Here is a 24,925-nt window from a genome sequence, read left to right on the forward strand (position 1 = left end):
AATATAGAAGTTACTATTAATTAAAGCGCTTGAAGATAAAAATTCTCAAGCCAAGTAGCCGATTCACTTATATCATATCCTTCTTTCTTGATATATCCTTCTACATCTTGCATACGTTTATTGACATCCAATATATCCTGCGCCCATATTTCAGGGGAGGTATTTATGCTTTCAAAACTCACTAGACCTGCTCCCATGTCTACTTCTTTAGTTATCGCATCCGAGATGACACAAGATAACCCAGCTCCTTGCGCTTCTATAAGAGTAACAGGCAATCCTTCATGAATGGATGGGAATGCAAATACATCAAAAGCTTGAAGTAAATGGTCGATATCGCTCCTTATGCCAAGAAACTTTACATTAGCCCCTAAATTTAATTCTTCCACTTTTTGCTCGATCTTTAACCGTAACGGACCATCCCCCACCAAAACAAGAACAGAATCTCTTCTAAGTTTAACTAACTGAGCAAACACTTCTATAAGGAATCCATGATTTTTTTGATGCGCAAACCTTCCTACATGCCCTACTACAAAGTTATCAACTGTAAGATTTAGTTCCTCTCTTATCTGTTTTCTAATTTCGGGGGAAAATGAAAACTTTTCAGGTTCAATTCCATTTTTTAAAATCGTGGCAGTATCTGTTTTACCTGCAAATAACCAGCGAGATGCTGCATCCGAGCATGCTAGAAGATGTGTCGCACTTCGTAATATATACTTCCCTGCATACCACTTATATACTTTCGCAGCAACTCCACCTTCACTGCTAGTATTGTGACTATGTGCGATACGAACTGGTATACCGGCTTTCTTAGCTGCACGTAACACAAATCCACTCATCTTATCCATGTGTGAGTGTACAATCTTATATTCTTGATGAGATTCAAAAAAATTATCTAAAGACTTTATGTATTCGTTATGACCACCATCAGTAATATATGGAATCCTGTGCACTTTCCCACCTAATTCTGATATTTCTGTATCGAAAACACCTTCCTTACAAGTAAGAAAATCAAACTGCACTTTATTTCGATCTATATTCCGGTACAAGTTCATAATAAGGGTTTCTGCACCACCACGGTTCATATTGACTACAACATGTAAGATTCTTAATGGACAATTCAATCTAACGCCTCCGTTCTACTCATAAACATGGTGTAAATATAGCTCTTTTCTTCTAATACTTTATTGACGGCATAATTATTTTTAATAATCTCACGACCAGACTCTCCGAATATGCCTTGTAAGCTACTATTTTCAGCAAGATATTTTATCTTTTCTGCCATTGTCTGTATGTCTTCACGACCTACTGTCCAACCATTTACACCATTTTGAATTAACTCTTTATGGCCCCTGTTCTCACTGGCTATAACAGGCAATCCGCAAGCCATCGCTTCCATAATATTAACTGGTAACCCCTCACGTAGACTGGATGCAACAGAAATATCACAAATAGGTAAAATTTTTGCAATATCATTCCTATAACCAAGGAAATCTATCATTTCAAATACACCCATTTGTTTAGCTAAATTTTTGCTAGCATTTATCAAAGGACCATTCCCAGCCAATAGAAGCCTCGCATTGGGAACATGATCTTTTATTAAGGCCAATGAACGAATCAAAAACTGCTGATTTTTATTTTTATTAAACTCAGCCGCATAAAACATTAAAAAATCATCCGGTTTATAACCCATCTCAATCCTTAGACAACTCTTTTGAGCCTCACTAACTGGTTTAAAATATTCTGTGTCCACTCCCACCCCATGAATTTGTTCAATTTTAGGTACTTTAAACTTTCGCTGAATAGCCAAGTTATAATCTTCTTGGTTAATTGTAATGAGGCAATCTGTATAATTTGCTAGCATTTTTTCAATTGGATAATATAACAGCCAATTTGCAAGCGGGGCACCTTTACAAAAATGAAATCCATGTGCAGTATATAAAACTTTTGTTCCATGCTTTCTAGATTTTCTTGCTGCCAAACGTGCAACGGCTCCCCCCATCGGGGTATGACAATGAATAATTTTATATTGATTTTCATCAATAATATCTTTCAGCTCTTTATAAGCCTTAATATTCTTAAATTGCAAAGGTGACCTTTGAATAGAAATGTCATACTTCTTATCCACATATGGAAGTTCTATGTTGCCAGCAGCAGCAACATGGACTTCCCAGCCTTGTTCTTTAAACCATTTCATATACGGCAAATGAAATGCTTTAAAGTGAAAGTCTACCGTCGCACAAAATAATACTTTATTTTCCATATATATATCACCCTACAATTGTTATATTGTAACTAACCACCTGTGTATACTTCATTCTCATTTCCCTACATAGTGAAACATAAGTCTAAGCATATATATGTAGATCAAAATCCATATTTACATCATATTTTGTGGAGTTTATGACTATTTGCCAATGTCAATACACGTTTTCTTAATTCCGTCTTCTCGAGATTCTTATAAGTTTGGAGAACTGCTTCAATTTCGTTTATACAAAGGTTCGATGTTTTACCTATATAAATTTTAGGATGAACTTGTTGTTCATGTATTTCTTCTTTTTTCAATAGTTCTTCAAAGAGCTTCTCTCCAGGTCTTATTCCAGTGAACTCTATTTGTATTTCTTCTAGAGAATTTCCTGATAATGTAATTAAATTTTTCGCAAGATCTACTATTTTCACAGGATCCCCCATATCTAACACAAATATTTCTCCACCTTTAGCTAATGCACCAGCCTGTATTACAAGCTTGGACGCCTCTGGAATTGTCATAAAGTACCGAATCATATCTGGATGTGTAACCGTAACTGGACCACCTTGCTTAATTTGTTTTTTAAACAACGGTATAACACTACCGCGGCTTCCTAATACATTACCAAATCTTACAGCCACAAACTTTGTATTACTTGTTTTGTCCAAGTTTTGAATTACCATTTCAGCAAGCCTTTTTGTTGCTCCCATTACACTTGTCGGATTCACAGCTTTATCTGTAGAAATCATTACAAACGTCTCGACCCCATTCCAACTTGCCGCTTTTGCCACGTTTGTTGTCCCAATTAAATTGTTTTTAATAGCTTCTTCAGGGTTACGTTCCATCAATGGTACATGCTTATGTGCAGCGGCATGATAAACAACTTGAGGCTGATATTGACTCATTACTGACATCATTTTCAGATCATCCTGTACATCAGCAATTTCTGTGGTAACGACAATATCTGTGTCACCGTATAGCTCTTTCAATTCCATTTCGATAGAATAAATACTATTTTCACCATGACCTAATAAAATCAATTGTTTTGGGTTGAATTTTGCAATTTGACGACAAATTTCAGATCCAATTGAACCACCAGCACCAGTTACTAAAATAATTTTATTAGTAATAAATTCTGAAATACTTTCAATATCCAATTCAACAGGATCACGTCCTAATAAATCGTCTACTTGGACATCACGAAATTCATTCACTGAAACTTTTCCAGTCACTAAATCCTCTAGCATTGGAAGAATTTGTGTTTTTATTTTTGTCTTGGAACATTCTTGAAAAATCATATTTAATGCTTTCTTGCTAAGTGAGGGAATTGCTATTATGATGCTATCGATATCTAATTGCTGAACAGCAAATTCAATACGGTCAATTCCTCCAATTACCGGTATTCCAAGAATATCCAATCCTTGTTTCTTTATATTATCATCAATAAATGCCACAGGCAGTAATTCAGTATCATTACTATTCAGAAGTTGCCTTACAACCATTGTACCTGCAGAACCCGCACCAATAATTAGTGTTCTTTTTTTGTCGTCCCCTTTTTGAATATAAGCATCTCTGAACATCCGCCATAGAAAACGTGATCCTCCAATCAGTAAAATATGAATCATCCACGTTACAACAAGAAGACGGAAATAAATATCTTGAACCAATATTTGTTGTACTACTGCTGTTGTGATAACAGAAAGTGTGATTGCTTTTAAAATAATTAGTAATTCTCCTACACTTGCATACTCCCATGCTTTTTTATAAAGCTTATAAATAAAAGAAAAAATATGATGGCTAAATAGCAGCGTCATTGCACTCACTACGATGGGAAATGTTATGACATTGAAATCAGCACTTACTAAGAAACGACTAAAGAAAACCGTAGTTAATACGATTAAGGAATCAATTAAAATTAATAAGGATAATCTCTGGCGATACGTCATAATAGCCCCCCTCTCTAAATTTTTTATATATAACAAAAGGAAATCCTCATAATTGTTATCTTAGAATTAAAAGATTTATATATTGAATATGTCTAGCTAAACATATAGACAAGGAAAATAATCAATAACCAACTAATACAAAGTTCCTATCTACAAAATCCTTTAGAAAGACTTTCTAGACAAGAACTTCAAATAAGTTTGGGCATCCAACCCTCCCTCACACCACACCCTTGACGACTAACGTCTAAGGTTCTTCAACCCACAGTATGATCGAGTGTCTCCATTGATAGTGGTAAGGAGACATCACCGTATCCTATAATTTTTTATAGGTGGTCTTTCATTCTCTACTATAAAATATATGAAAAGCTTCTCATCCTTACGTCACCCATTAGGAAAGCGCTGTATTATTATTTTATGTATAATCAATTCTAATAAATCTCTTATACTTTTTTATTTAGAATAGCCCCTACAAGCCTTCCTTTTGTTAAATCTAAGGCTCTATTCGCTTCAACAACTGCTTCACTAGCAGTTTGATAGCAACTTAGCACCAATAATACCCCATCACATTGACTGGCTAGTATATTTGTATCTATGACCTCAAGAAGGGGCGGAGAATCAAATAAAATAATGTCATACTGCTCTATTGCTTTGCTAATTAAATTTTGCATAGATGGTAAACTAAGCATCTCAGCTGGATTATTAATTTCGGGGCCACTTGTCAATATATGTACATTTTTGATTTCTGTCTGCATTACCACTTTTTCTAATGCTGCTTTTCCCTCCAAAATATTTGTTAATCCAGATTTATTTTCCATTCCAAAAATCGCATGTAATTCCGGAGTTCGCAAATCCGCATCAACAACTAAGACTTTTTCATCTCGCTGAGCCATAGAAACCGCCAAATTTGCCACAGTGGTGGTTTTACCTTCTCCATATCCAGGAGAAGTAATAATTATAGTTCTTGTTTTGTCCGTGCCAATTGCAAATTGAAGGTTAGTACGAATTGCTCGATATTCCTCAGCCATCTTCGATTTCGGAGCGATATGAGCAATTAAATGACTATTATCAAGAATACGGCTTTGCTTTTTATTATGAATCAAATGTTTTCCCCTCCACTATTACACTTTCTCTCTTACTTGTTTTATCTACTATATTATTTTTCTTCATTTGAGAAACACTTCCTAAAACGGGAACCGGTAATAATTTTTCAATGTTACGTTCCGATCTAATTGTTTCATCAAGAGAATCCAATACAAAGACTACTCCGATACTCAGTATAAGACCGGCAGCCAAGGCCACCTCAATCGCTTTTGCATGATTCAAGTTTATCGGTAAAGGATGTTCTTGTACTTTTGCTTCTGTTAAGATGCGGACATTCGAAAAATTTAGGATAGCATTGGCTTCTTCTTTATAAACATTTGCTGTAGCATTGGCAATTTTGGCTGCCTGGGCTTGATTAGTATCCACAGCCGTAATAACAAAAACCTGTGACTCTTCAATCTTTCCAACACTGACCTGTCCGTTCAATGCATCTGCTGATTTTTGCGAATTTAATTGCTGGGCCACTTTCTCTAAAACAATAGGTTCCTTTATCATCACTTTAAGTGTAGCTATAGCATCAGCATTAGCTGGAATGAGGATTCTTGCAGAAGACGCATATAAAGGCGTTTTCATGAAAATGCTATATATACCACCAATACATGCCGCTAATATCGTAATTACTACAATAACCCAAAATTTTCTTTTTATAACACTAAATAATTTTTTTAAGTTTATTTCCTTTTCCATGTTTCCCCTCCATTACTGTCTATTTAATTAATAAAAAAGCAAATCTTAGGTAAATTAAATCGTATAACCTAAGTTAATTTTGATTATACCGAACATAACTTAATAAATCATAAATAGGATATATTTTCCGAGTATATATTTTATTCGGAAAATATATACTTTTTTTGATTAATCTTAATATACTCATTTAATATTCATTTTAGTTCTTGATAATGAACCCGTCAATATAAATTTATACATCAAATCCATCGATTACCTAAGTATATTTAATTCAATTATCCTTATATAAATTCAAAAATAATAGAGTTAGTATAGTCATATGGACACAACTAAAGTAAGTCCTTACAATGGATTTCAAGGAGAAAGTGTCCGTATGACAAACAAGAAATTTAATGAAGAGTTTAAAAAAATGGTGGTTGAATTATATCGTTCGGGGCAATCTGTAAAAGCATTAAGCAGCGAGTATGGCGTATCAGAAGTAACCATTTACAACTGAATTAAACAATGTTCTACAAGTATGATGACTGAAAAAAGAAATATCATTAAAAAGTTAATCCTCAAAACAGATTTACCTTAACTTTTTACCAAGTATATTGACTTTAATTCATAAAAATTCAGCATCTTTTTTGTGTCGTTAAAACTTAATTATAAACCATTTCGCTTTCTACTAACTTTTTCATATAGTCTAATAGCTCTTTTCTTAGGTTCTCATGTTGCAGTGCCATTTCAATAGTTGTTTGAATAAATCCAAGCTTTTCTCCAACATCATAGCGTGTCCCTTCAAAGTCATAAGCAAACACACGTTGGATTTCATTTAAACGTTGAATTGCATCTGTTAACTGAATTTCTCCACCTGCTCCAGTTTGTTGATCTTCTAGGAACATAAATATTTCTGGCGTTAATACGTACCGTCCCATAATTGCTAAATTAGATGGTGCTGTTCCTTTAGCGGGTTTTTCCACAAATTTACTCACTTGATAACTACGATCCTTTTGTTCTAATGGATCAATAATGCCATAACGGTGTGTTTCATTTTCTGGAACCGTTTGAACACCGATTACTGATGATTTTGTTACCTCATATTGATCCATTAATTGACGTAAGCATGGCGTTTCAGCTTGAACAATATCATCACCAAGTAATACAGCAAATGGTTCATTCCCAATGAATTTACGTGCACACCATACAGCATGTCCTAGACCTTTAGGCTCCTTTTGACGAATATAATGAATATTGATTTTCGAAGACTCTTGTACCTTCTCAAGAATTTCATGCTTTCCTTTTGATAATAGGTTTTGTTCTAATTCAAAAGAATGATCAAAATGATCTTCAATTGCGCGTTTTCCTTTTCCCGTTACAATAATAATATCTTCAATTCCAGACTCAATTGCTTCTTCCACAATATACTGAATTGTTGGTTTATCAACAATTGGTAGCATTTCTTTCGGCATAGCCTTTGTCGCCGGTAAAAAACGAGTTCCTAATCCTGCAGCCGGAATAATGGCTTTTCTTACTTTTTTCAATGAAAATCCTCCTAGTAATCTAAAACGTATTTATATAAATCATAAATCTAACCACTAATAAAAAGAAATAGAGAATTTAATTACACTCCTATGTAAAATAAATTATCTATATATTTTCTGTTTTAATTTTATGATGTCTACCTATTCATATTTCACACGTTATTATTCTATGACTAAAGATATTACTAATACAACATCAATAAAATATTATATCGATATCTCTGTTAATGCCTTCTTATTCTGTTTTATTTTTTTGTACTTGCTCTTCTAAAATATTTTCCCACTTGTCACCAACGACATTAAAAGTATACCTCTCAACATTCTTTTTAGCCTTGTGACCATATTCTTTTCTTAATTCTTCAGATCCTATTAAAGTCATTAATGAATTAGCAAGTTCATCAATATTTCCTTCTTCTACAAGCAATCCGTCTTCTTTATTTTTAATTATTTCAACAGGCCCTGTAAACCTAAACAAATTTACATATAATTTACATCAAGTTCGCATAAAATTCACAATAGTGATTATCGCATACTTTTCATTTACAAACTATTACCATTAATACGCAGTTTTTGTCATATGCACTCTAGGAAAACGTTTTCTTCATTAGTTCTACAAAGTTCTATTTATCTTCTTCAACTACAAAAAAATCAGGAAGAAAACATCCTCTTCCTGATTTTTACTACTTTTATACGTTTTTGAACCTTATCGTAATGCACGACGTGGTAATTTATCGATGTTTTCTAACATGATACCTGTACCAACAGCAACACATTGCATTGGATTTTCAGCAATTAATACTGGTAATTTTAACTCTTCTGCTAGAAGCATGTCGATACCGTGTAATAAAGCTCCACCGCCTGTTAGAATAACACCACGGTCAATAATGTCCGCAGATAGTTCTGGTGGTGTGCGCTCTAGTACGCCTTTTGCAGCTTGTACAATGATAGCCGCGTCTTCTTTTAGTGCTTCTGTAATTTCTTCAGAGCATACTGTAATTGTACGTGGTAAACCAGTTACCATGTCACGTCCGCGAATTTCAAGCTCTTCACTACGTGCACCTGGGAATACTGTACCAACTTTAATTTTAATATTTTCTGAAGTACGTTCTCCAATCAATAGCTTATACTTACGTTTAACGTAGTTTAAGATCTCCATATCAAACTTATCGCCAGCCATTTTGATAGAGGAAGAGGTAACAATATCACCCATAGAAAGTACGGCAATATCTGTTGTACCTCCACCAATATCAACAACCATGTTTCCGCTTGGCTGGAAGATTTCCATACCAGCACCAACTGCGGCCACTTTTGGTTCTTCTTCTAAAAATACTGTTTTACCACCTGAACGTTCAGCAGCCTCACGAATTGCTTTTTGTTCTACAGATGTGATATTTGTTGGACAGCAAATTAAAATACGAGGTTTTGAAAAGAAGCTCTTCACGTCCAATTTGTTAATGAAATACTTTAACATTGCTTCTGTAATTTCGAAATCTGCGATTACACCATCTTTAAGCGGACGAATTGCCACAATATTACCAGGTGTACGTCCCACCATACTTCTTGCTTCTTCACCTACTGCTAATACTTTTCCACTATTACGATCAATTGCCACAACAGATGGCTCATTTAATACAACACCCTTACCTTTAACATGAATTAATACGTTAGCCGTACCTAGGTCAATTCCGATATCTCGCGCAAACATTCCCGTCTTTTCCTCCTCGATATTCAAAATCAGGTTACACCCGAATTCTTTTACACCTAATTTCTGATTTTATCATAATTTTAACAGAAACGTAATATTCACAAAAAGAATTTTTCTGAAAAACATTACCGAATCTGTAAGGAATGTTTGCTGTTTTGCATTTATTGACGTACAGGCTTTTCTATATCTTCTTTTCTATACTTCTGCTTTGTTGCTTCTCCCCCTCTTAAATGACGAATAGACTTATGATAATCAAGAATTTCTTTCACTTCATTTGCGAGCTCTGGATTAATTTCTGGCAAACGTTCTGTTAAATCTTTATGGACTGTACTCTTTGATACCCCAAACTCCTTTGCAATTACACGCACTGTCTTTCTTGTCTCCACGATATACTTGCCAATCTTGATAGTTCTCTCTTTGATGTAATCGTGCACACCACTCGCCTCCCTAAATTGGATGTGGGAAGTGTGAAATGAGACTCGCTGCATACGACTATGAAGTAAATGTGAGTGCTGTTTGTAAGCGTTAAACATTCTTGGATTTATAATGAAATGATTCACGATTTCTCACCTCAAACACTCTCTTTGCATTGGTTTATACCATTGTATTGCCCGCACTACTGATATATGCTACATGTTCACTATTTTTGCGGACTAAGTTAAGAAAAATTACGTTTTTGTGTGAGAAATACGTTAACAATGACAATTATGGCGAAAAAAAGTGACACCTCTTATACAAGGTGTCACTTTTCTCGTTCATACTCTTCTTCTAACAACTGATGGTGGGGAACTTCTTTCTTACCGGCAATATAATAATATAAAGCGAATAAAACAAACAATAAAATAATAGCAATCGACAGAACAGATAAAAATGACATAGTATCCCCTCCCTTTTGTAATATATATTCGAAAATCTCGTCATTTTTCCTTGTTATTGCAAATTTTTTCTCGAAACTGATTATTTTTATATGAAAATGAAAAAATCAGCTCTCCTAGTGAGAACTGATTTTTTCACTTTTTTATTCTTGTGAAGAAGAATCACTAGATGATTCTGTAGAACCATTTGTTGATTTTTCTTCTTTCTTAGCTTTGTCCTCTTGTTTGCCGTTCGTCTCTTTATCACTAGTCGAACCGCTTGTTGATTTCTCTTCTTTTTGAGATTTATCTTCTGTTTTACTTTCTGGTTTCGTGCTTGTTGACTTTTCCTCTTTTTGAGATTTGTCATCAGCTTTTTTACCAGAAGCATTCGTCGCCTTTGTAGTACCTGCATCAGCTTTAATTTCTGATACTGATTTATTTAAGTAACGTTCAGGATTCACAGCCACATTGTCTTTACGTACTTCAAAGTGAACGTAAGAACCTGCATCTTTATTCATTGTACTTAAACCGGATTTCCCTAGTACTTCACCTTGTGCAACTCGTGCACCTTTTTCTACTTTCACACTGCCTAAGCTTTGATAAGATGCCGCTACACCATTTCCACTATCTACTGTTACAACATAACCAAGAAGTGAATCTTTTTCAGCTTTCGTTACTGTACCACTTAAAGCAGCTGTAACATCGAATTCTTTTCCATTTTTCGCAGCAATGTCGATTCCTTTATTCGGGGAATATGTGTTGTTATAAAAGACAAGTGCTTTTTCTTGTTCCGCCTCTGTTGCTGCATCTTCATAGAATTTCTTCTGTACTACTACTTCTGCATTTGCTGCAGCTGGCATTTTCACTACTTCTGAAGATTTTGTTACTGGTACTGCTGGATCATCCGTTTGTGTATACGGTGTTGCTTGATCTTGGTTCGGAGCTTTCTTCGGATTAGCTCCTTGGAACCATAGCGCAACCATTAAGATTACCGCTGCACAAGCAATGTATAGTGCCGGAAACACCCATCTTCTTTGAAATAAATGTACTACTTTTCGCGACTTTTTATTATTTCTTCCTCGCATTCCATCATCACCTCAGCAATCATTTTGAACAATATTCAAACATCCTATACAACCTATAACTAATTACTTTTCGACAAAATCTGTAAAAATATGTATAGAAATTGTAAAATTTCCGAGGAAATGATGAAAAAAGAAAAAAACTGAGCACTTTTGGCTCAGTTTTTAGTCTAATTGTTTTTTCTTGTATACGATTAAACATGCAGCAAGCGAAATAACAAGCCAAATCCCGACATTTAGCATATGCCCACTAATACTACTAAACCCAGCTCCATCTACTAAGCTGTTAATCGCTTTCGCCATATGAGACGTTGGAAGGTACTCAATCATCGTCTTAATTACTTTATTTTCAACCATTGGCTCAAATTGTACAGCTAAATACATCGTCATTAATATCGGCATTCCAATTAGTGATGTTTGTGGTACAGACTCAGCTAATAACCCAATCACTGTTCCAATTACGATAAATAAAATCGTTCCGCATAACATAATCAATCCTAGCAATAAAAGGTTGCCACTTAATTGATCCAGAATGAATAAGTTTACAATACAAATAATCAACGTCAAACATGCTGTTAATATACTTTTTCCAAGAAGAACTTCAACAGAAGATGCTGGAGATAACATTAATACACGCAATGTATGCTTTTCTTTCTCTTCTGCGATTACCATAGATTGAACAAATCCAGCAACAAAGAGGAAGCTCGTTAAAGTAATAATACTAACACCTGCACTCCCTTGCCCAAATCTGCTAAATATAAATGCAAATATAATTGGTAAAGATGCCATTAACAACACTTGTGAATTCGACTTAAAATCTTGTACTTCTTTTCTAAAAATAGCTGATACACGTCTCATTGAAAATGTCATTATAATCCCCTCCCAGTAACTTCAATAAAGATATCGCCTAGTGTTGGTTCGTGTGAATGAATAGATAACAGTTCGCCCTTTTTCATCCATTCTGAAATACGTTTTGCCCCTAATTCATCTTTTTTCACTGTTTCTTTTTGTTTATCTTTTAACACAACTTGTATTTGATCTTTCGCGTATTTTAATCGCAAGTTTTCTGGTGTATCAAGTGCTACAATTTCTCCTCCACATAAGAAGGCGATGCGGTTACAAAGCGTTTCTGCTTCGTCCATATTGTGCGTCGTTAAGAAAATCGTAGTTCCTTCTTTGTTTAAGTCTTTTAAGATTTTATGAATGTTTTGCACGTTTACTGGGTCAAGTGCAGATGTTGGTTCGTCTAAGAAGAGGATATCTGGTTTATGAAGGATTGCTCTCGCTAGTGTGACGCGCTGCTTCATTCCTTTTGATAATTTTTTCACTTGTGTTTTTTTATCTTCTAATAAGTTCACTTGTGATAGTACTTCATCGATTCGTTCTTTTTTACACTCGTATAAGTCACAAAATAGTAGTAAGTTATCATAAATGCTAAGTCTCTCGTATAAGCCGCTATTGTCTGTTAAAATGCCAATTCGTTTGTAATCGATGCTACTTGGTCCTGTAATATCTTTCCCTAATACTCTTACAGTTCCAACGCTATGAAGTAATTGAGAAGTTAAAATTTTTACTGTTGTTGTTTTACCGGATCCACTCGGCCCGAGGAATCCAAAAATTTCTCCTTGATTCACCTCAATATTTACATTTCGAAGTGCTGTTTTTTCGTTGAAACTTTTCATTACATCTTTCATTTCAATTGCCAATGTCATTTCGTCATCCCCTTTGTTTTTCTTATATAGATGAAAGTCGCTTTCGCAAGTTTCGATTTGACTGTTTCGCTTTTCTTGACTCAATCATATGAAAAACAAAGGGTTTACGCAGTAAAATACCCGTAAAAGGAGTATTTTTACCGGTGAATGAATCGTATTTTGAGCTTATTGGAGCAATTTTATAGTCCAATTACACCTTTTAATTCATCCATTCGTCCTTTTGAAAGCGGGATTGAACTTTTTCTCTCGTCATCCAAAATTAAACTAAAACTGTTACGAGTCCAAGTAATAACTTCTCGCACTCTTTGTAAATTAACGAGGTACGAGCGATGACATCTGAAGAATCCGAAACCTGTTAACCTTGTTTCTAGTTCACTTAATGTTAACGCACATACGAAATCACCTTCACGAACGTGAATATGTGTCACTCCATTTTGCGTCTCAATGAAATGAATTTCCATCGGATCAAGTAAAATGATTTTATCGTTCACTTTCGCTGGTATTCTTTCAAGTTTTATTTGCGGAATCATTTGAACTACTTTTTCCTCATCGACCTCTTCCACTTCTTCTTGCTCGATCTCCACTTTTTTTACACCGTCTTGATTTAATATGTATACATCCTCTGTTAGCGAGAGCGCATCCGATAAGAAGGACGATGTAATAAAGATTGCCTTTCCTTGTTCTTTCATTTTCATAATTGCTTTTCGAATAATAATCGTACTCTCTGTATCTACATTTTGCTCTGGCTCTTCCAAAATAACTAAATCAGGATTATGAATCATAACTCGCCCGATATGAAGACGGCGTTTCTCTGAAAATGACAATTTTTCTATTTTAACGTTTAACTTATCTAGGAGACCGACATATTGTACTACTTCTTCCATACTCATATTTGATTCATACAGCCCTAATAAGAACTTAAAGTACTCCTTCACCTTCAAACGGTCATATGCTTCATCTTTCAAAAAGCAAAAGCCGATGCGGGAATACACTTTCTTCCCAATTGGCTCTTCTTCAAATAGCACACTGCCCGAAGAAGCCTCTTCCTCTCCGATAATAATACGGTGCAACACTTTAGCTGTATGATTGTTACATTGCAAAACAACACATTGTCCCTTCTCAACCTTTAGCTCAATTGCCGGTAACTGGTTCGTCTTCCCTAACTGTTTCAACTCCAGTAGCGCCATTTCGTCTCCCCCAAATGCTTTTTATCCTATTATACCAAACAATTAATGGAAAATTATGATATTTTATACATTCTTATATTACACCAACAAAGAAGGCTATCCAAATGAAAGGATAGCCTTCTTCTTTATTTCTGCTCCACCATATAAGTCTTCAACTGATCACGAAGTGCTCTTTTTAAGAATTTCCCTACAGATGTTTTCGGAATTTCATTCACGAATAAAATATCATCTGGCATCCACCATTTCGGGAATTCTGCTTCTAGTAAAGCATACAGTTCGTCTCGTTCTACTGCTTGTCCTTCTTTTAATACGACACAAGCAACAGGACGCTCTTGCCATTTTTCATGCGGAACTGCTACGACAGATGCTTCTAATACTTTGTCATGTGACATTAAAGCATTTTCTAAATCTACCGAAGAAATCCATTCACCGCCGCTTTTAATTAAGTCTTTCGTACGATCGGCAATTTTAATAAATCCTTCCGAATCAACTGTAACAATGTCTCCTGTATGAAGCCAACCATCTTTCATTGATTCTTCCGTACGTTCATCGTTATAATAGCTACCGGCAATCCATGGGCCGCGCAGGCAAAGTTCTCCCATTTCTTCTCCATCCCATTTAATTTCACCGTCTTGTCCAATCACTTTCATTTCTAATCCTGGGAATAAATATCCTTGGCGAGAACGTAAATTATAATATTCTTCTTTCGGTAAATCACGCTGATACGATTTCGGGCAGTTAATTACAACTGCTGGACTCGTTTCTGTCATTCCATATATTTGTCTAAATGCAATTTCATATTTCTCTTCATACGTACGAATCATACTTTGCGGAGCAGCCGATCCACCTGACCATATCGTTTTTACACTGCTAATATCATATGGATGTTTTTCTAGTTCTTGTAATAAACCAATCCAAATGGTTGGCACGCCAGCCGTAATTGTTACTTTCTCTCTGTCGATTAGTCCCGCCAAAATCTCTGGTGTGAAATGCGGTCCTGGTAATACGAGTTTCGTACCAAACCATGTACTCGCAAACGGTAATCCCCATGCGTTAACATGGAACATTGGAACGACAGGCATACAAGTGTCTACTTCTGATATATTCCCGCCATCTGCAAGTCCGAGTGTATAACTATGGAGTGCGATACTACGGTGTGTGTAAACTACACCTTTCGGTTTCCCTGTCGTAGCCGATGTGTAGCACATACCAGCTGGTTCTTTTTCATCTAAATCTTTTACAAACGGAAATGTCTCATCGCCTTCTTCGAGTAATTGGTCGTAATGGTATGCTGGTGATAGTGTTGTGTGAGGTAGTTTATGATCGTCTGTCATAATAATAAAGGCTTTTACGTGTGGAATTTCGTGTTGAATACTTTCTAATATAGGTACCATGTCTTCATCGACAAAAATAATTTTGTCTTCCGCATGGTTAATAATATATGAAATGTGATCAGCGGAAAGTCTTAAATTAATCGTATGCAGAACTGCCCCGATTCCTGGAATCGCAAAGTATGCTTCCAAATGCCTATGATGGTTCCAAGCAATTGTACCTACTTTATCCCCTTGTTCAATTCCCATTCTCTTTAATACGCTAGCGAGCCTTCTTGTCCGCTTTGCAATTTCTCCGTATGTTAATGTATGAATACGAGATGCAGTCCGTGAGACAACTTCCTTTTTTGAAAAATATTTCTCCGCTCGTTCCATCATTGACGGAATGAGAAGTGGTACATCCATCATCATTTTTCATTACCCCCTGTTATTATGTTTTATATATTCACATAACTGTATTGTAACACGCGGTACGTAGTGTAACTTCCATTTATTTCTACAAATAATGACAAAAAGAGCTGTCCCATAAGTCGAACTTTTGACTAGGCGACACCCCTTTATATTTTCTCCTTACTGAACAATACCATAGTAAATTAACGATTTTTCGAATATATCTATCGTAACTCAAAATATATCAACGATTCGACAAGGAATATCGATTTACCGATAAAGATTGACAATAGTAGCCACCTATACAACAAAAAGGAGCTGTTCCAAAATATCTTTTGGAACAGCTCCTTCTAGTAACGACATCTATATCAAATTAACAAAAGTGTACGTGCACTATAATCTCTATTTTTTCACCATTAATTTCCCTTCATAATCATTCATCGTCTTAATTTCAATACCTTTATAGTAATGAGCAACGATATCTGTATATTTCTTACCTTCTTTCGCCATACCGTTTGCCCCATATTGACTCATACCGACGCCATGGCCGAAACCTTTTGTCGTAACGACGATGTTATTACCTTGTTGTTTCCATGTAAAGTCAGAAGAACGTAAATCTAATTTTTCACGAACTTCTTTTCCTGTTAATGTTTTCCCTTGAAACTCTACATCTTTTACCCGTTTTCCTTCTGTAAGGTCTTTAATGTTTCCAATCTTCCCGTCTGGCAGTACTTTCACACCGAGACGTTTTTGAAAGTCCGTCACTGTAAATGTTTGCTCGCTCGTAAATTTTGGAGATGCTTGATCCCACGGACTGTCTACACTCTTTAAGTACGGATAATCATTCCCCCAATAATCCACTGCATTTTCTGTTCGACCGTTACTCGTTGAGAAGAAAGAAGCTGAAATTGGCTTACCTTCATACGTTAAAACTTGTCCTGCTGTTTTAGAAACTGCTTCCTCGATTTTCTTTAAATTATTTTCGTAGTTATTCCCCCATTGCTTCTTCAGTTCCTCTTTACTTTTGTACACTTGATCTTTCACCGTGTCTGTCACGTCCGCATTGTTTTTCTTACCTCCGCTTAGCATACGCTGCACCACGAATGTTCTTGCTGCTAATGCCTGCGCCTTTAGCGCCTCTATTTCAAAACTGGCATTCATCTCAGAAGCTACTACACCGGTTACATATTCCTCCATAGGCAATGTTTCTACCTTTTTCTGCTGATCGCGATATACAGCAACTTGAACCGCTGTATCAACTTTCCCTGGAGCTGGTATGCTTTGTACGACTGGAGGAGTTTTAGGAGATTCTTCCCCTACCTTTGCTTTCGCAAACGGAATGACAAGGACGGCAGGTACAATGATAACGAGCGCTATTAAAAGCGCCATTGTAATGAAAAGTGGCTTTGAAAATTTCATCCTATTCCCCCAATATAAAGTTGGCTTCCTTTCATTCTTATGGAACTAAGGGGGCTTTTAGAACATACTTAGGGGGATCGGTATAAAGTGAAACTTTGATCAGTGAGGGTTTTATTCATCCCCCACTGACTATTAGCCCATCCCAATCGAGCATGTGCGAGATAAAACAAAAATTTTCTAAATATTTTCACTGAGACGTGCATAAGTATAGAATTTATTGACTATAACAGTAATAGTTAAAAAAAATAGCCTCTACGTCAAAAGACATAGAGACTATTTCAATTAAGCGTGAAGATCAGAAACTTCTTGTTCTTTCACTTCTTCTACTTTTTCGTTTACACGTTCAATAGTTGCACCTAATGCAGCTAATTTCTTATGGAAGTTTACATAGCCACGGTCAAGATGTTTTAGCTCGGTTACACGAGTGTAACCTTCTGATACTAAACCAGCTAAGATTAATGCTGCTGCTGCACGTAAATCAGTTGCGCCTACTTCAGCACCTTGTAAGCTGTTTGGACCGTTCATAATAACAGAACGACCTTCGATTTTAATATCAGCATTCATACGACGGAATTCTTCAACGTGCATAAAGCGGTTTTCGAATACCGTTTCTGTAATCATACTTGTTCCATCAGCTTGTAGTAATAATGCCATCATTTGTGATTGCATGTCTGTTGGGAAACCTGGATGAGGCATAGTTTTAATATCAACCGCTTTTAACTTATCTGGGCCAATAACACGTATACCTTCATTTTCCTCAATAATTTTAACACCCATTTCTTCCATTTTCGCTGTAATTGAGCGTAAATGTTCTGGTACAGCATTTTCAATTAAGATGTCTCCACCAGTAATTGCCGCTGCAACCATGAATGTCCCTGCTTCAATACGGTCAGGAATAATAGGGTGGTTTGCACCATATAATTTATCTACACCTTCAATACGAATCGTTCCAGTTCCAGCTCCGCGTACTTTCGCTCCCATCGCATTTAAGAAGTTAGCTAAGTCAACGATTTCTGGCTCTTTTGCTGCGTTTTCAAGGATTGTTGTCCCTTTTGCTAATGTAGCTGCAGACATAATGTTTTCTGTCGCGCCTACGCTTGGGAAGTCTAAATAAATTTTAGCTCCTTTTAGTTCTCCCTCTACATATGCCTCAACAAATCCGTTACCAACTTTCACTTTCGCTCCCATTGCTTCGAAGCCTTTTAAATGTTGGTCAATTGGACGTGAACCAATTGCACATCCACCAGGAAGTGCAATACGAGCACGACCGTTACGTGCTAATAATGGTCCCATTACTTGAACAGATGCACGCATTTTACGTACATACTCAAATGGTGCTTCAATGTTTAATTCTTTAGAAGAATCGATTGTTACTTGGTTATTTTCAAATACGACTTCAGCATTTAAATGACGTAATACCTCGTTAATTGTGTATACATCAGACAAAACTGGTACTTCAGATAGTACATTCTTTCCATCACTCGCTAATAGGGCTGCAGCGATTATAGGTAATACAGCATTTTTTGCGCCCTCAACACGCACTGTGCCGTTCAACCGCTTTCCGCCACGGACGATGATCTTTTCCAAATTATTCCCCTCCGTGTCCTTTTTTCAGTATCTATTCACTCAATACTCAGAAGTTATGATCGGTGTGCCAACCACAATTGTATCTTTGTTGTCTGTAGAACGTATTGCTATTTGCACATTTATTTTCTCTCTATTTGTTGAAAGAGCGTCATTCCACTTTTTATTATATGCGGAGACTGACACAAATGCTCTTTCTTCTATCTGTTCGATCGCTCTTGCTGAAAGATCTTTCAAAACCTGATTGGTTTTATTTTGCAAAACACCTTCAATCTTATCATTCAGTACACCTTGAACACAAGTATAAATTGTAGGTTTTTCACTAAAAATTTTATCCATTTTCCGAACGTACTTCGGGTCCCATTTCGCCCCGCTTACTTCAAAAATAATGAAAGTGTTTTCTTTAGTATTTTCCTTACTCCAAGTTACTACTACTCGTTCTTCATATAAAGAAGATTTTTTATAGGATGTAGCTTTATATCCATCTGGAGATTGCTCTAATTCCCAACTTTCGACATTTGCTTTTTCCTTCACTTCATTTAACAATTTTTGAAACGTATGTATATTAGAAATTGTTTTCGTTTCTCGTGCTAACCATGACCACCGCTCTACTTTTGCATCGTTCTTCTCTAAAGCTGCGATCATGCTCTCCATTTTCTGTTCATCGCTTATAGGTTTCATCTCTCTATATCCAACCAAAAATAAAACAACACTTACGACAACGATAAGAATGGCTTTAAACTTCAATTTCATCCCCTCCTATCCCCATTGTTAACGGAGATATGAGGTTCTATACACTTACTTTACTAAATACGTTAAACTCTTCGAATAGCCTAAATAATCAAGGAAAAAGTTACTTACAGATGTCCCAATTGCAATTGTAATTAGGATGAGTAACACTCTCGTCTGCATCACTTTCCCAGACTTCATTAAGCGCTCAATGTGAATACCTTGTAAGGCCCACCACGTAATGGTAATAAATAATAAATGCGAAACAATGGCAATCAGTGCTTGTTGCCCTAAAAGTTGTGCCAAAAAATCGACCCCTTTTTTGCTTGGCTACTACTTACGCAAAATGTAAAAACGATACCATAATAAGTAGGAGCCACACTTTTTCACACGCAAATAAGTATCTTACATTTTACATCGAAATTTTCTTTTGAAAAACATATACCTATAGGCGTTTTCATTTGCTGCTACTCCAAAATAAAAAGCGTAGAGTACGGACTCTACACCTTTTATTTTCACTATTGTACCACGTTCCCTAAGAAGAAGAAATCTTTCATTAATGGAAAATATTCATAAAAGAAATTGTAACCAATCATCGGCATAATCCCTAGTATTACAATCGAAATTGCGCAAAGGCTCATGACAATCTTTATATTTAACGGTAACTGAATTTTCTCTTCTGTCTCTCCAGTACGGAAAAACATTTGCTGTAAAATCCGGAAATAATATATGAGTGAAATAACCGTCGTACCCATCATAATAGAAGCTAACACGTAATGAGCTGGTTCTACATGAAGTGCTCCTAAAAAGATGTTAATCTTTCCGATGAAACCAGCCGTCCCCGGTATTCCAGCTAGCGATAAAATAAAAACTGTCATCACTATAGCGGTAAATGGCGATCGCTTATATAATCCTGTGAAAATCGTCATATTTTCCTTATTGTTTTGTAAGATTAATCCGTGGATGATTGCAAATGCTCCTATATTCATGAGCATATACGCCAGCATATAAAACCACATACTATCCATCGTAAACTGTGATAGTGCCACGAGAGGCACGAGCAAATACCCAGCATGTGCAATGCCCGAATAGGCAAATAGGCGTTTTACATTGTATTGCTTTAAGGCTACTACGTTCCCAACAATCATCGTAATACTAGCTAGCACCACAATGTATATGCTCATACGCCCATACAAGGATTGCATATCCCCTTGGATTGCCACACTTGCAAATACCATAAGGAACAGGCGCGTAATGAGTAGAAACCCCGCAATTTTAGAAATCGTCCCGAGAAATGCTGTGACAGGTGTCGCCGCTCCCTCATATACGTCTGGTGCCCACATATGAAACGGCACTGTTGCAATTTTGAAAGAGAGCCCAACGAGCAATAGTAGAAATGCGAGAGCTAACAATAACTGAATGCCACCAGCCAACTCTTGCGTCAATACCTTTTGCATTTCCACTATGTTGGTCGATCCTGTAATACCGTATAAATAACTCATTCCAAAGAGCGTAATCGCTGTTCCAATCCCTCCGTTAATGACGTATTTCATTGCTGCCTCATTTGATGCGCGGTTTCTTTTTCGAATTCCTACTAGAATATACGAAGAAAGCGAAAGCAACTCTAAACCGACGAATAGTGTGATGAAATCAACGCTAGAAGCCATGAACATCGCTCCAAGAAGCGCCATTAACATTAAGTAATAATATTCTCCCTTATCTCGAATAGGATCCTCTTTGTCATCACTCATTGCCATACATAAGACGAGAGCTGCTCCGATTAATAACAACGTTTTAAACCCTTTTGAAAATCCATCTAATACAAACGATCCATTTAAAATATCTCCTGCCGGTTCGCTATATAGCGTAATTAATGACACTATCGCTAACAAGGCAGAGACAATTGCACCAATCGCTACGTACCTATGGTTCAGCTTAAAAAACAAATCACATATGGAAAGAAGGATGGCAGCCCCGAGAATAATGAATTCTGGTACCATGAGGTGCCATGATAAGCTAAGTAACGTGTTCATATCCATCCTACTTCACCCCCAATGTTTTCAATGTATTTTGAAGCGGATCCCCTAGTAGTTCTGGCATTACTCCAATTGCAATAATACAAACGATAAGCAATATAACAGGGACGTACTCCCATCCGTGTATATCAGATTTCGCTTCCCATTCTTTCTTGCCAAATGTCACTTGAAGTATCGCTCTTAATACGTATACAGCGGTTAAAATAATCCCAAGTACACCGACAGCGGCGATGACTGGTTTCCCTTGGAATAAACCGAGAAAGGCAAGGAATTCGCTAACGAATCCAGACATTCCTGGCAGTCCAAGCGATGCCATACCGCCCGCCAGGAAGAAACCGCTAAGCACTGGAACACTTTTTGCGAGTCCGCCAAGTGCTGTAATATCCGAAGTCCCGAAACGTTGTTCAATTATGCCTAGTAAGAAGAAGAGTAACGCTGCAATTAAACCGTGAGACACAACTTGGAATAACGCCCCCTGTGTGCCTGGTGCATTTAACGCCGCAAGCCCCATTAAAACAATTCCCATATGTGAAATACTAGAGTAAGCAAGTACCTTTCTAAAGTCCGTTTGGATAAGTGCTAGAAAGGCCCCGTACAATAAATTAATTACCCCTAAAATCGCTATTAGCGTTGCAAACTCACGAAAGTATTCTGGGAATAACCCCTTCCCGAAGCGAATAATACCGTACGCTCCAATCTTCAGCAGAACTCCCGCATGAAGCATAACTACAGCAGGATGCGCTTCTATGTGCACATTGACCATCCAGCGATGCAAAGGAAAAATGGGTAGTTTAATCGCAAAGGCAACCATTATGGCAAGAAATAAACCGAACTGTAAGCTACTCGAGACGAGCGGTCCTCCCCCAGCAGTTACACTCGTTAATATCTCTTTAAGCTCCGCAATATTTGTCGTACCTGTTTTCGCAAACAAAATTGAGAAAACGATGAGTAAAATGGCTGATCCAATACCGTTATATATTAAATAACTATATGTAGCCTTTTCACTCGACAATTTCCCCCACTTGCCAATTAATAAAAACATTGGTGGCAACGTAATTTCAAAGAAGATAAAGAACAGCATTAAATTTTGAGCAGCGAAGACACCGAGCATCCCTATTTCTAACACGAGTAATAGCATGTAGAATGCTTTTAAATTTCTTTTAATGGAAAATGCCGCAATTGCTGCAAGCATCGCTAGAAGAGCTGTGAGTACCATCATTACAAGCGATAGACCATCAATACCAAGCTCGTAATAAATCGAAAATAACCTTTTGTCCACTGCTGCAAAGTCCCCAAATTTAATCCATTTCACTTTTTCATCAAATATCGATAAGCTCTTTCCAGAGGCGTATGTACAAGCAAGGACGATAGCGATTCCAAATGGAAGCGCCGTTCCGAATAAACCAAGCGCTCGCACCGTACGCGATTCTTTTTTCGGCGTTAATAACAGTAAGAGAATTCCTAACAGCGGGGAAAAAATGAAGAACGTTAATAGCAACTCATTCATCGTAAATCCCCTCCCGTATATAACAAAATAATTACGAGTACCGCGAGCGAAACTGCCGTTACAGTGCCGTACACTTGTACATTCCCGTTTTGAAGCTTCGCCCCTAGGCCACTCACACCTTTAATCAAACCCCCAATTAAAACTGCGATTCCTTCTACAACATATACTTCAAATAAGCGAAGCATATGAGCGATCCCTTTCGTAACAGGAAGCACCGTAACATTATATAGTTCATCCACATAATATTTTTCTTTCAAAAGGTTATAAAGAGGCGTCCCCTCTCCCGCGATCCAATCTCTAGAGATAGATTTCTTGCCATATATGAAATACGCGAGGACAATTCCCGCAAATGAAACGAGCGTCGCAACAACCATAATCCAAGCTGGCCCATGTACATCTTTCACTTTGAATCCTACATCCTTCGTAAGCCAATCTCCGAGAAACGTCCCAAACCACGGTGTATTTACATATCCTGCTACTACTGCAAGAACACCGAGGACAATCATCGGATACGTCATTGTGCGAGGCGATTCATGCACCTCTTCCTTCGTCTTCGTTTCTCCCGTAAAGACAAGAAAGTATAGACGGAACATATAAAATGCTGTTAAAAATGCCGCAATTACCGCTAAAACGAATAGAAAGTAATTACCATTCACCCAAGTCGCCGCTAAAATTTCATCTTTACTAAAAAACCCGGAAAGAAGAGGAACGCCGCTAATGGCAAGTGTACCTATTAAAAACAGCGCAGCAGTTACTTTCATCTTCTTCTGTAAACCGCCCATTTTATTAATGTTTTGCGTGTGCACTGCATGAATTACACTCCCTGCAGCCAAGAACAGTAATGCTTTAAAAAAAGCGTGTGTCGTTAAATGAAAGACACCAGCTACATAACCAGCAGAGCCTAGCGCAAGCATCATGTACCCGAGCTGACTAACTGTAGAATAAGCAAGCACCCTCTTTATATCAGTTTGTACAAGACCAATAGAGGCTGCAAAGATTGCGGTGAAAGCACCCACGATTGCAACTGTTTGCATCGCTACAGCACTTGCTGAAAATAGAGGGAACATCGTTGCTACTAAATATACGCCAGCTGCGACCATCGTTGCCGCATGAATAAGTGCCGAAACAGGTGTCGGTCCTTCCATTGCATCTGGCAACCACGTATGAAGCGGGAACTGACCCGATTTCCCCATCGCACCGATAAAAATTAAGATCGCCGTTATTGTAATCATGGTAGGGGAAAGATCACCCGTATAAATCGCCTTAAAAATCGCCTCATATTCAAAACTACCTGCGTTCCAAAAAATTAAAATCATCCCAACAAATAACCCAACATCCCCAATACGTGTCATAATAAAAGCCTTTTTCGCAGCAGCCTTCGCTTCTTCTTTAAAGAAATAAAAACCGATAAGTAAAAATGAACCGAGGCCGACTAACTCCCAAAATATATAAAGCTGTAATAAATTCGTCGATATAACAAGTCCAAGCATCGCAAATGTAAAGAGCCCTAAATATGCATAAAAGGTTGGTAATCTTTCGTCACCCTTCATATAACCTTTCGAGTACACATGTACAAGAAAGCTCACAAGCGTAACGATAAATAGCATTAAAGCTCCTAATGCAGTAACCTCAAAACCAAATGATATATCTATATCTCCGGCCCTAAGCCATATCCATTTATGTTTCACTGCCTCGGATGAAAATCGTTCTATTAGTACAACTACCGCTCCTATAAAGGAGAGAAAGGTGAAGAAAATACCTAGTACACTGCTTCCCTCTCTAATCTTCTTCCCGAACATAATAAGTAACAAAAACGAAACAAGCGGGAAAAGCGGTATGAGCCATGCATAATCGATCATTGTTTCCTTCCCCCTTTTCGGTCAC

22 protein-coding genes and 1 pseudogene are annotated in these 24,925 nt (G+C 36.9%); 1 reads left to right on the plus strand and 22 read right to left on the minus strand.

The window, feature by feature from the left end:
- Window positions 1-20: 20 nt before the first annotated feature.
- From MR109_RS06860 to MR109_RS06880, 5 genes are all read right to left on the minus strand, one after another.
- Complete coding sequence (locus tag MR109_RS06860; protein ID WP_242271471.1) at window positions 21-1,121, minus strand: glycosyltransferase family 1 protein; 1,101 nt, start codon at window positions 1,119-1,121, stop codon at window positions 21-23.
- Window positions 1,118-2,260: a glycosyltransferase family 4 protein gene (locus MR109_RS06865; protein ID WP_242271474.1), complete on the minus strand. Its 1,143-nt coding sequence runs from the start codon at window positions 2,258-2,260 to the stop codon at window positions 1,118-1,120. The genes MR109_RS06860 and MR109_RS06865 overlap by 4 nt, the downstream gene beginning before the upstream one ends.
- 122 nt (window positions 2,261-2,382) lie before the next feature.
- Window positions 2,383-4,191 carry a polysaccharide biosynthesis protein gene (locus MR109_RS06870; protein WP_242271475.1) on the minus strand — a complete coding sequence of 603 codons (1,809 nt, stop codon included), beginning with the start codon at window positions 4,189-4,191 and terminating at the stop codon, window positions 2,383-2,385.
- 440 nt (window positions 4,192-4,631) lie between these two features.
- Entirely contained in the window at window positions 4,632-5,291 is a 660-nt protein-coding gene (locus MR109_RS06875; protein WP_242271477.1) for a CpsD/CapB family tyrosine-protein kinase, read from the minus strand.
- On the minus strand, window positions 5,281-5,979 hold the full coding sequence (locus tag MR109_RS06880; protein WP_242271479.1) for a YveK family protein: 699 nt from the start codon (window positions 5,977-5,979) through the stop codon (window positions 5,281-5,283). Before MR109_RS06880 ends, MR109_RS06875 begins: the two co-directional genes overlap by 11 nt.
- Before the next feature lie 373 nt (window positions 5,980-6,352).
- Between MR109_RS06880 and MR109_RS06885 the strand changes: the two are divergent.
- Window positions 6,353-6,469 (plus strand): annotated as a pseudogene (locus MR109_RS06885) (transposase); the annotation flags it as partial.
- 151 nt (window positions 6,470-6,620) lie between these two features.
- On the opposite strand, the gene galU reads toward MR109_RS06885, so the two are convergent.
- From galU to nuoL, 17 genes are all read right to left on the minus strand, one after another.
- Complete coding sequence (gene galU / locus MR109_RS06890; RefSeq protein ID WP_242271488.1) at window positions 6,621-7,502, minus strand: UTP--glucose-1-phosphate uridylyltransferase GalU; 882 nt, start codon at window positions 7,500-7,502, stop codon at window positions 6,621-6,623.
- 235 nt (window positions 7,503-7,737) lie between these two features.
- Window positions 7,738-7,977: a glycosyltransferase gene (locus MR109_RS06895; RefSeq protein WP_374202568.1), complete on the minus strand. Its 240-nt coding sequence runs from the start codon at window positions 7,975-7,977 to the stop codon at window positions 7,738-7,740.
- 228 nt (window positions 7,978-8,205) lie between these two features.
- The gene (mreB, locus tag MR109_RS06900; protein ID WP_242271493.1) at window positions 8,206-9,207 is read right to left on the minus strand and encodes a rod shape-determining protein; all 1,002 of its coding nucleotides are present in this window, start codon (window positions 9,205-9,207) and stop codon (window positions 8,206-8,208) included.
- Between the two features lie 161 nt (window positions 9,208-9,368).
- Window positions 9,369-9,641, minus strand: coding sequence for a sporulation transcriptional regulator SpoIIID (spoIIID, locus tag MR109_RS06905; protein ID WP_000544010.1), 273 nt, complete (start codon window positions 9,639-9,641; stop codon window positions 9,369-9,371).
- A gap of 308 nt (window positions 9,642-9,949) precedes the next feature.
- Window positions 9,950-10,084: a hypothetical protein gene (locus MR109_RS06910; RefSeq protein ID WP_025147067.1), complete on the minus strand. Its 135-nt coding sequence runs from the start codon at window positions 10,082-10,084 to the stop codon at window positions 9,950-9,952.
- A gap of 141 nt (window positions 10,085-10,225) precedes the next feature.
- On the minus strand, window positions 10,226-11,149 hold the full coding sequence (locus MR109_RS06915; protein WP_242271494.1) for a stage II sporulation protein SpoIIQ: 924 nt from the start codon (window positions 11,147-11,149) through the stop codon (window positions 10,226-10,228).
- A 162-nt stretch (window positions 11,150-11,311) separates the two neighbouring features.
- A complete protein-coding gene (locus MR109_RS06920; RefSeq protein WP_025147065.1) occupies window positions 11,312-12,016 on the minus strand; it encodes an ABC transporter permease in 705 nt (234 codons plus the stop codon).
- A complete protein-coding gene (locus MR109_RS06925; RefSeq protein ID WP_025147064.1) occupies window positions 12,016-12,858 on the minus strand; it encodes an ABC transporter ATP-binding protein in 843 nt (280 codons plus the stop codon). The genes MR109_RS06920 and MR109_RS06925 overlap by 1 nt, the downstream gene beginning before the upstream one ends.
- Window positions 12,859-13,037: 179 nt before the next feature.
- Window positions 13,038-14,045 carry a LytTR family transcriptional regulator DNA-binding domain-containing protein gene (locus MR109_RS06930; RefSeq protein WP_242271496.1) on the minus strand — a complete coding sequence of 336 codons (1,008 nt, stop codon included), beginning with the start codon at window positions 14,043-14,045 and terminating at the stop codon, window positions 13,038-13,040.
- A gap of 125 nt (window positions 14,046-14,170) precedes the next feature.
- A complete protein-coding gene (locus tag MR109_RS06935; RefSeq protein ID WP_242271497.1) occupies window positions 14,171-15,787 on the minus strand; it encodes a long-chain fatty acid--CoA ligase in 1,617 nt (538 codons plus the stop codon).
- 381 nt (window positions 15,788-16,168) lie between these two features.
- Window positions 16,169-17,185, minus strand: coding sequence for a stage II sporulation protein D (gene spoIID, locus MR109_RS06940; RefSeq protein WP_242271499.1), 1,017 nt, complete (start codon window positions 17,183-17,185; stop codon window positions 16,169-16,171).
- A 282-nt stretch (window positions 17,186-17,467) separates the two neighbouring features.
- Entirely contained in the window at window positions 17,468-18,772 is a 1,305-nt protein-coding gene (murA, locus tag MR109_RS06945; protein ID WP_242271501.1) for a UDP-N-acetylglucosamine 1-carboxyvinyltransferase, read from the minus strand.
- Between the two features lie 39 nt (window positions 18,773-18,811).
- Complete coding sequence (locus MR109_RS06950; RefSeq protein ID WP_176547753.1) at window positions 18,812-19,516, minus strand: YwmB family TATA-box binding protein; 705 nt, start codon at window positions 19,514-19,516, stop codon at window positions 18,812-18,814.
- Between the two features lie 51 nt (window positions 19,517-19,567).
- Window positions 19,568-19,804, minus strand: coding sequence for a DUF1146 family protein (locus MR109_RS06955; protein ID WP_002174331.1), 237 nt, complete (start codon window positions 19,802-19,804; stop codon window positions 19,568-19,570).
- A 212-nt stretch (window positions 19,805-20,016) separates the two neighbouring features.
- Window positions 20,017-21,531, minus strand: a complete 1,515-nt coding sequence (gene nuoN / locus MR109_RS06960) for an NADH-quinone oxidoreductase subunit NuoN (RefSeq protein WP_374202570.1) — start codon at window positions 21,529-21,531, stop codon at window positions 20,017-20,019.
- 7 nt (window positions 21,532-21,538) lie between these two features.
- Window positions 21,539-23,041, minus strand: a complete 1,503-nt coding sequence (locus MR109_RS06965; RefSeq protein ID WP_242271503.1) for an NADH-quinone oxidoreductase subunit M — start codon at window positions 23,039-23,041, stop codon at window positions 21,539-21,541.
- Window positions 23,038-24,900, minus strand: a complete 1,863-nt coding sequence (gene nuoL, locus MR109_RS06970) for an NADH-quinone oxidoreductase subunit L (RefSeq protein WP_242271504.1) — start codon at window positions 24,898-24,900, stop codon at window positions 23,038-23,040. The genes MR109_RS06965 and nuoL overlap by 4 nt, the downstream gene beginning before the upstream one ends.
- Window positions 24,901-24,925 lie beyond the last annotated feature (25 nt).

It is taken from the genome of Bacillus cereus group sp. BfR-BA-01310, from assembly GCF_022664325.1.
Taxonomy (GTDB): Bacteria; Bacillota; Bacilli; order Bacillales; family Bacillaceae_G; genus Bacillus_A; species Bacillus_A paramycoides.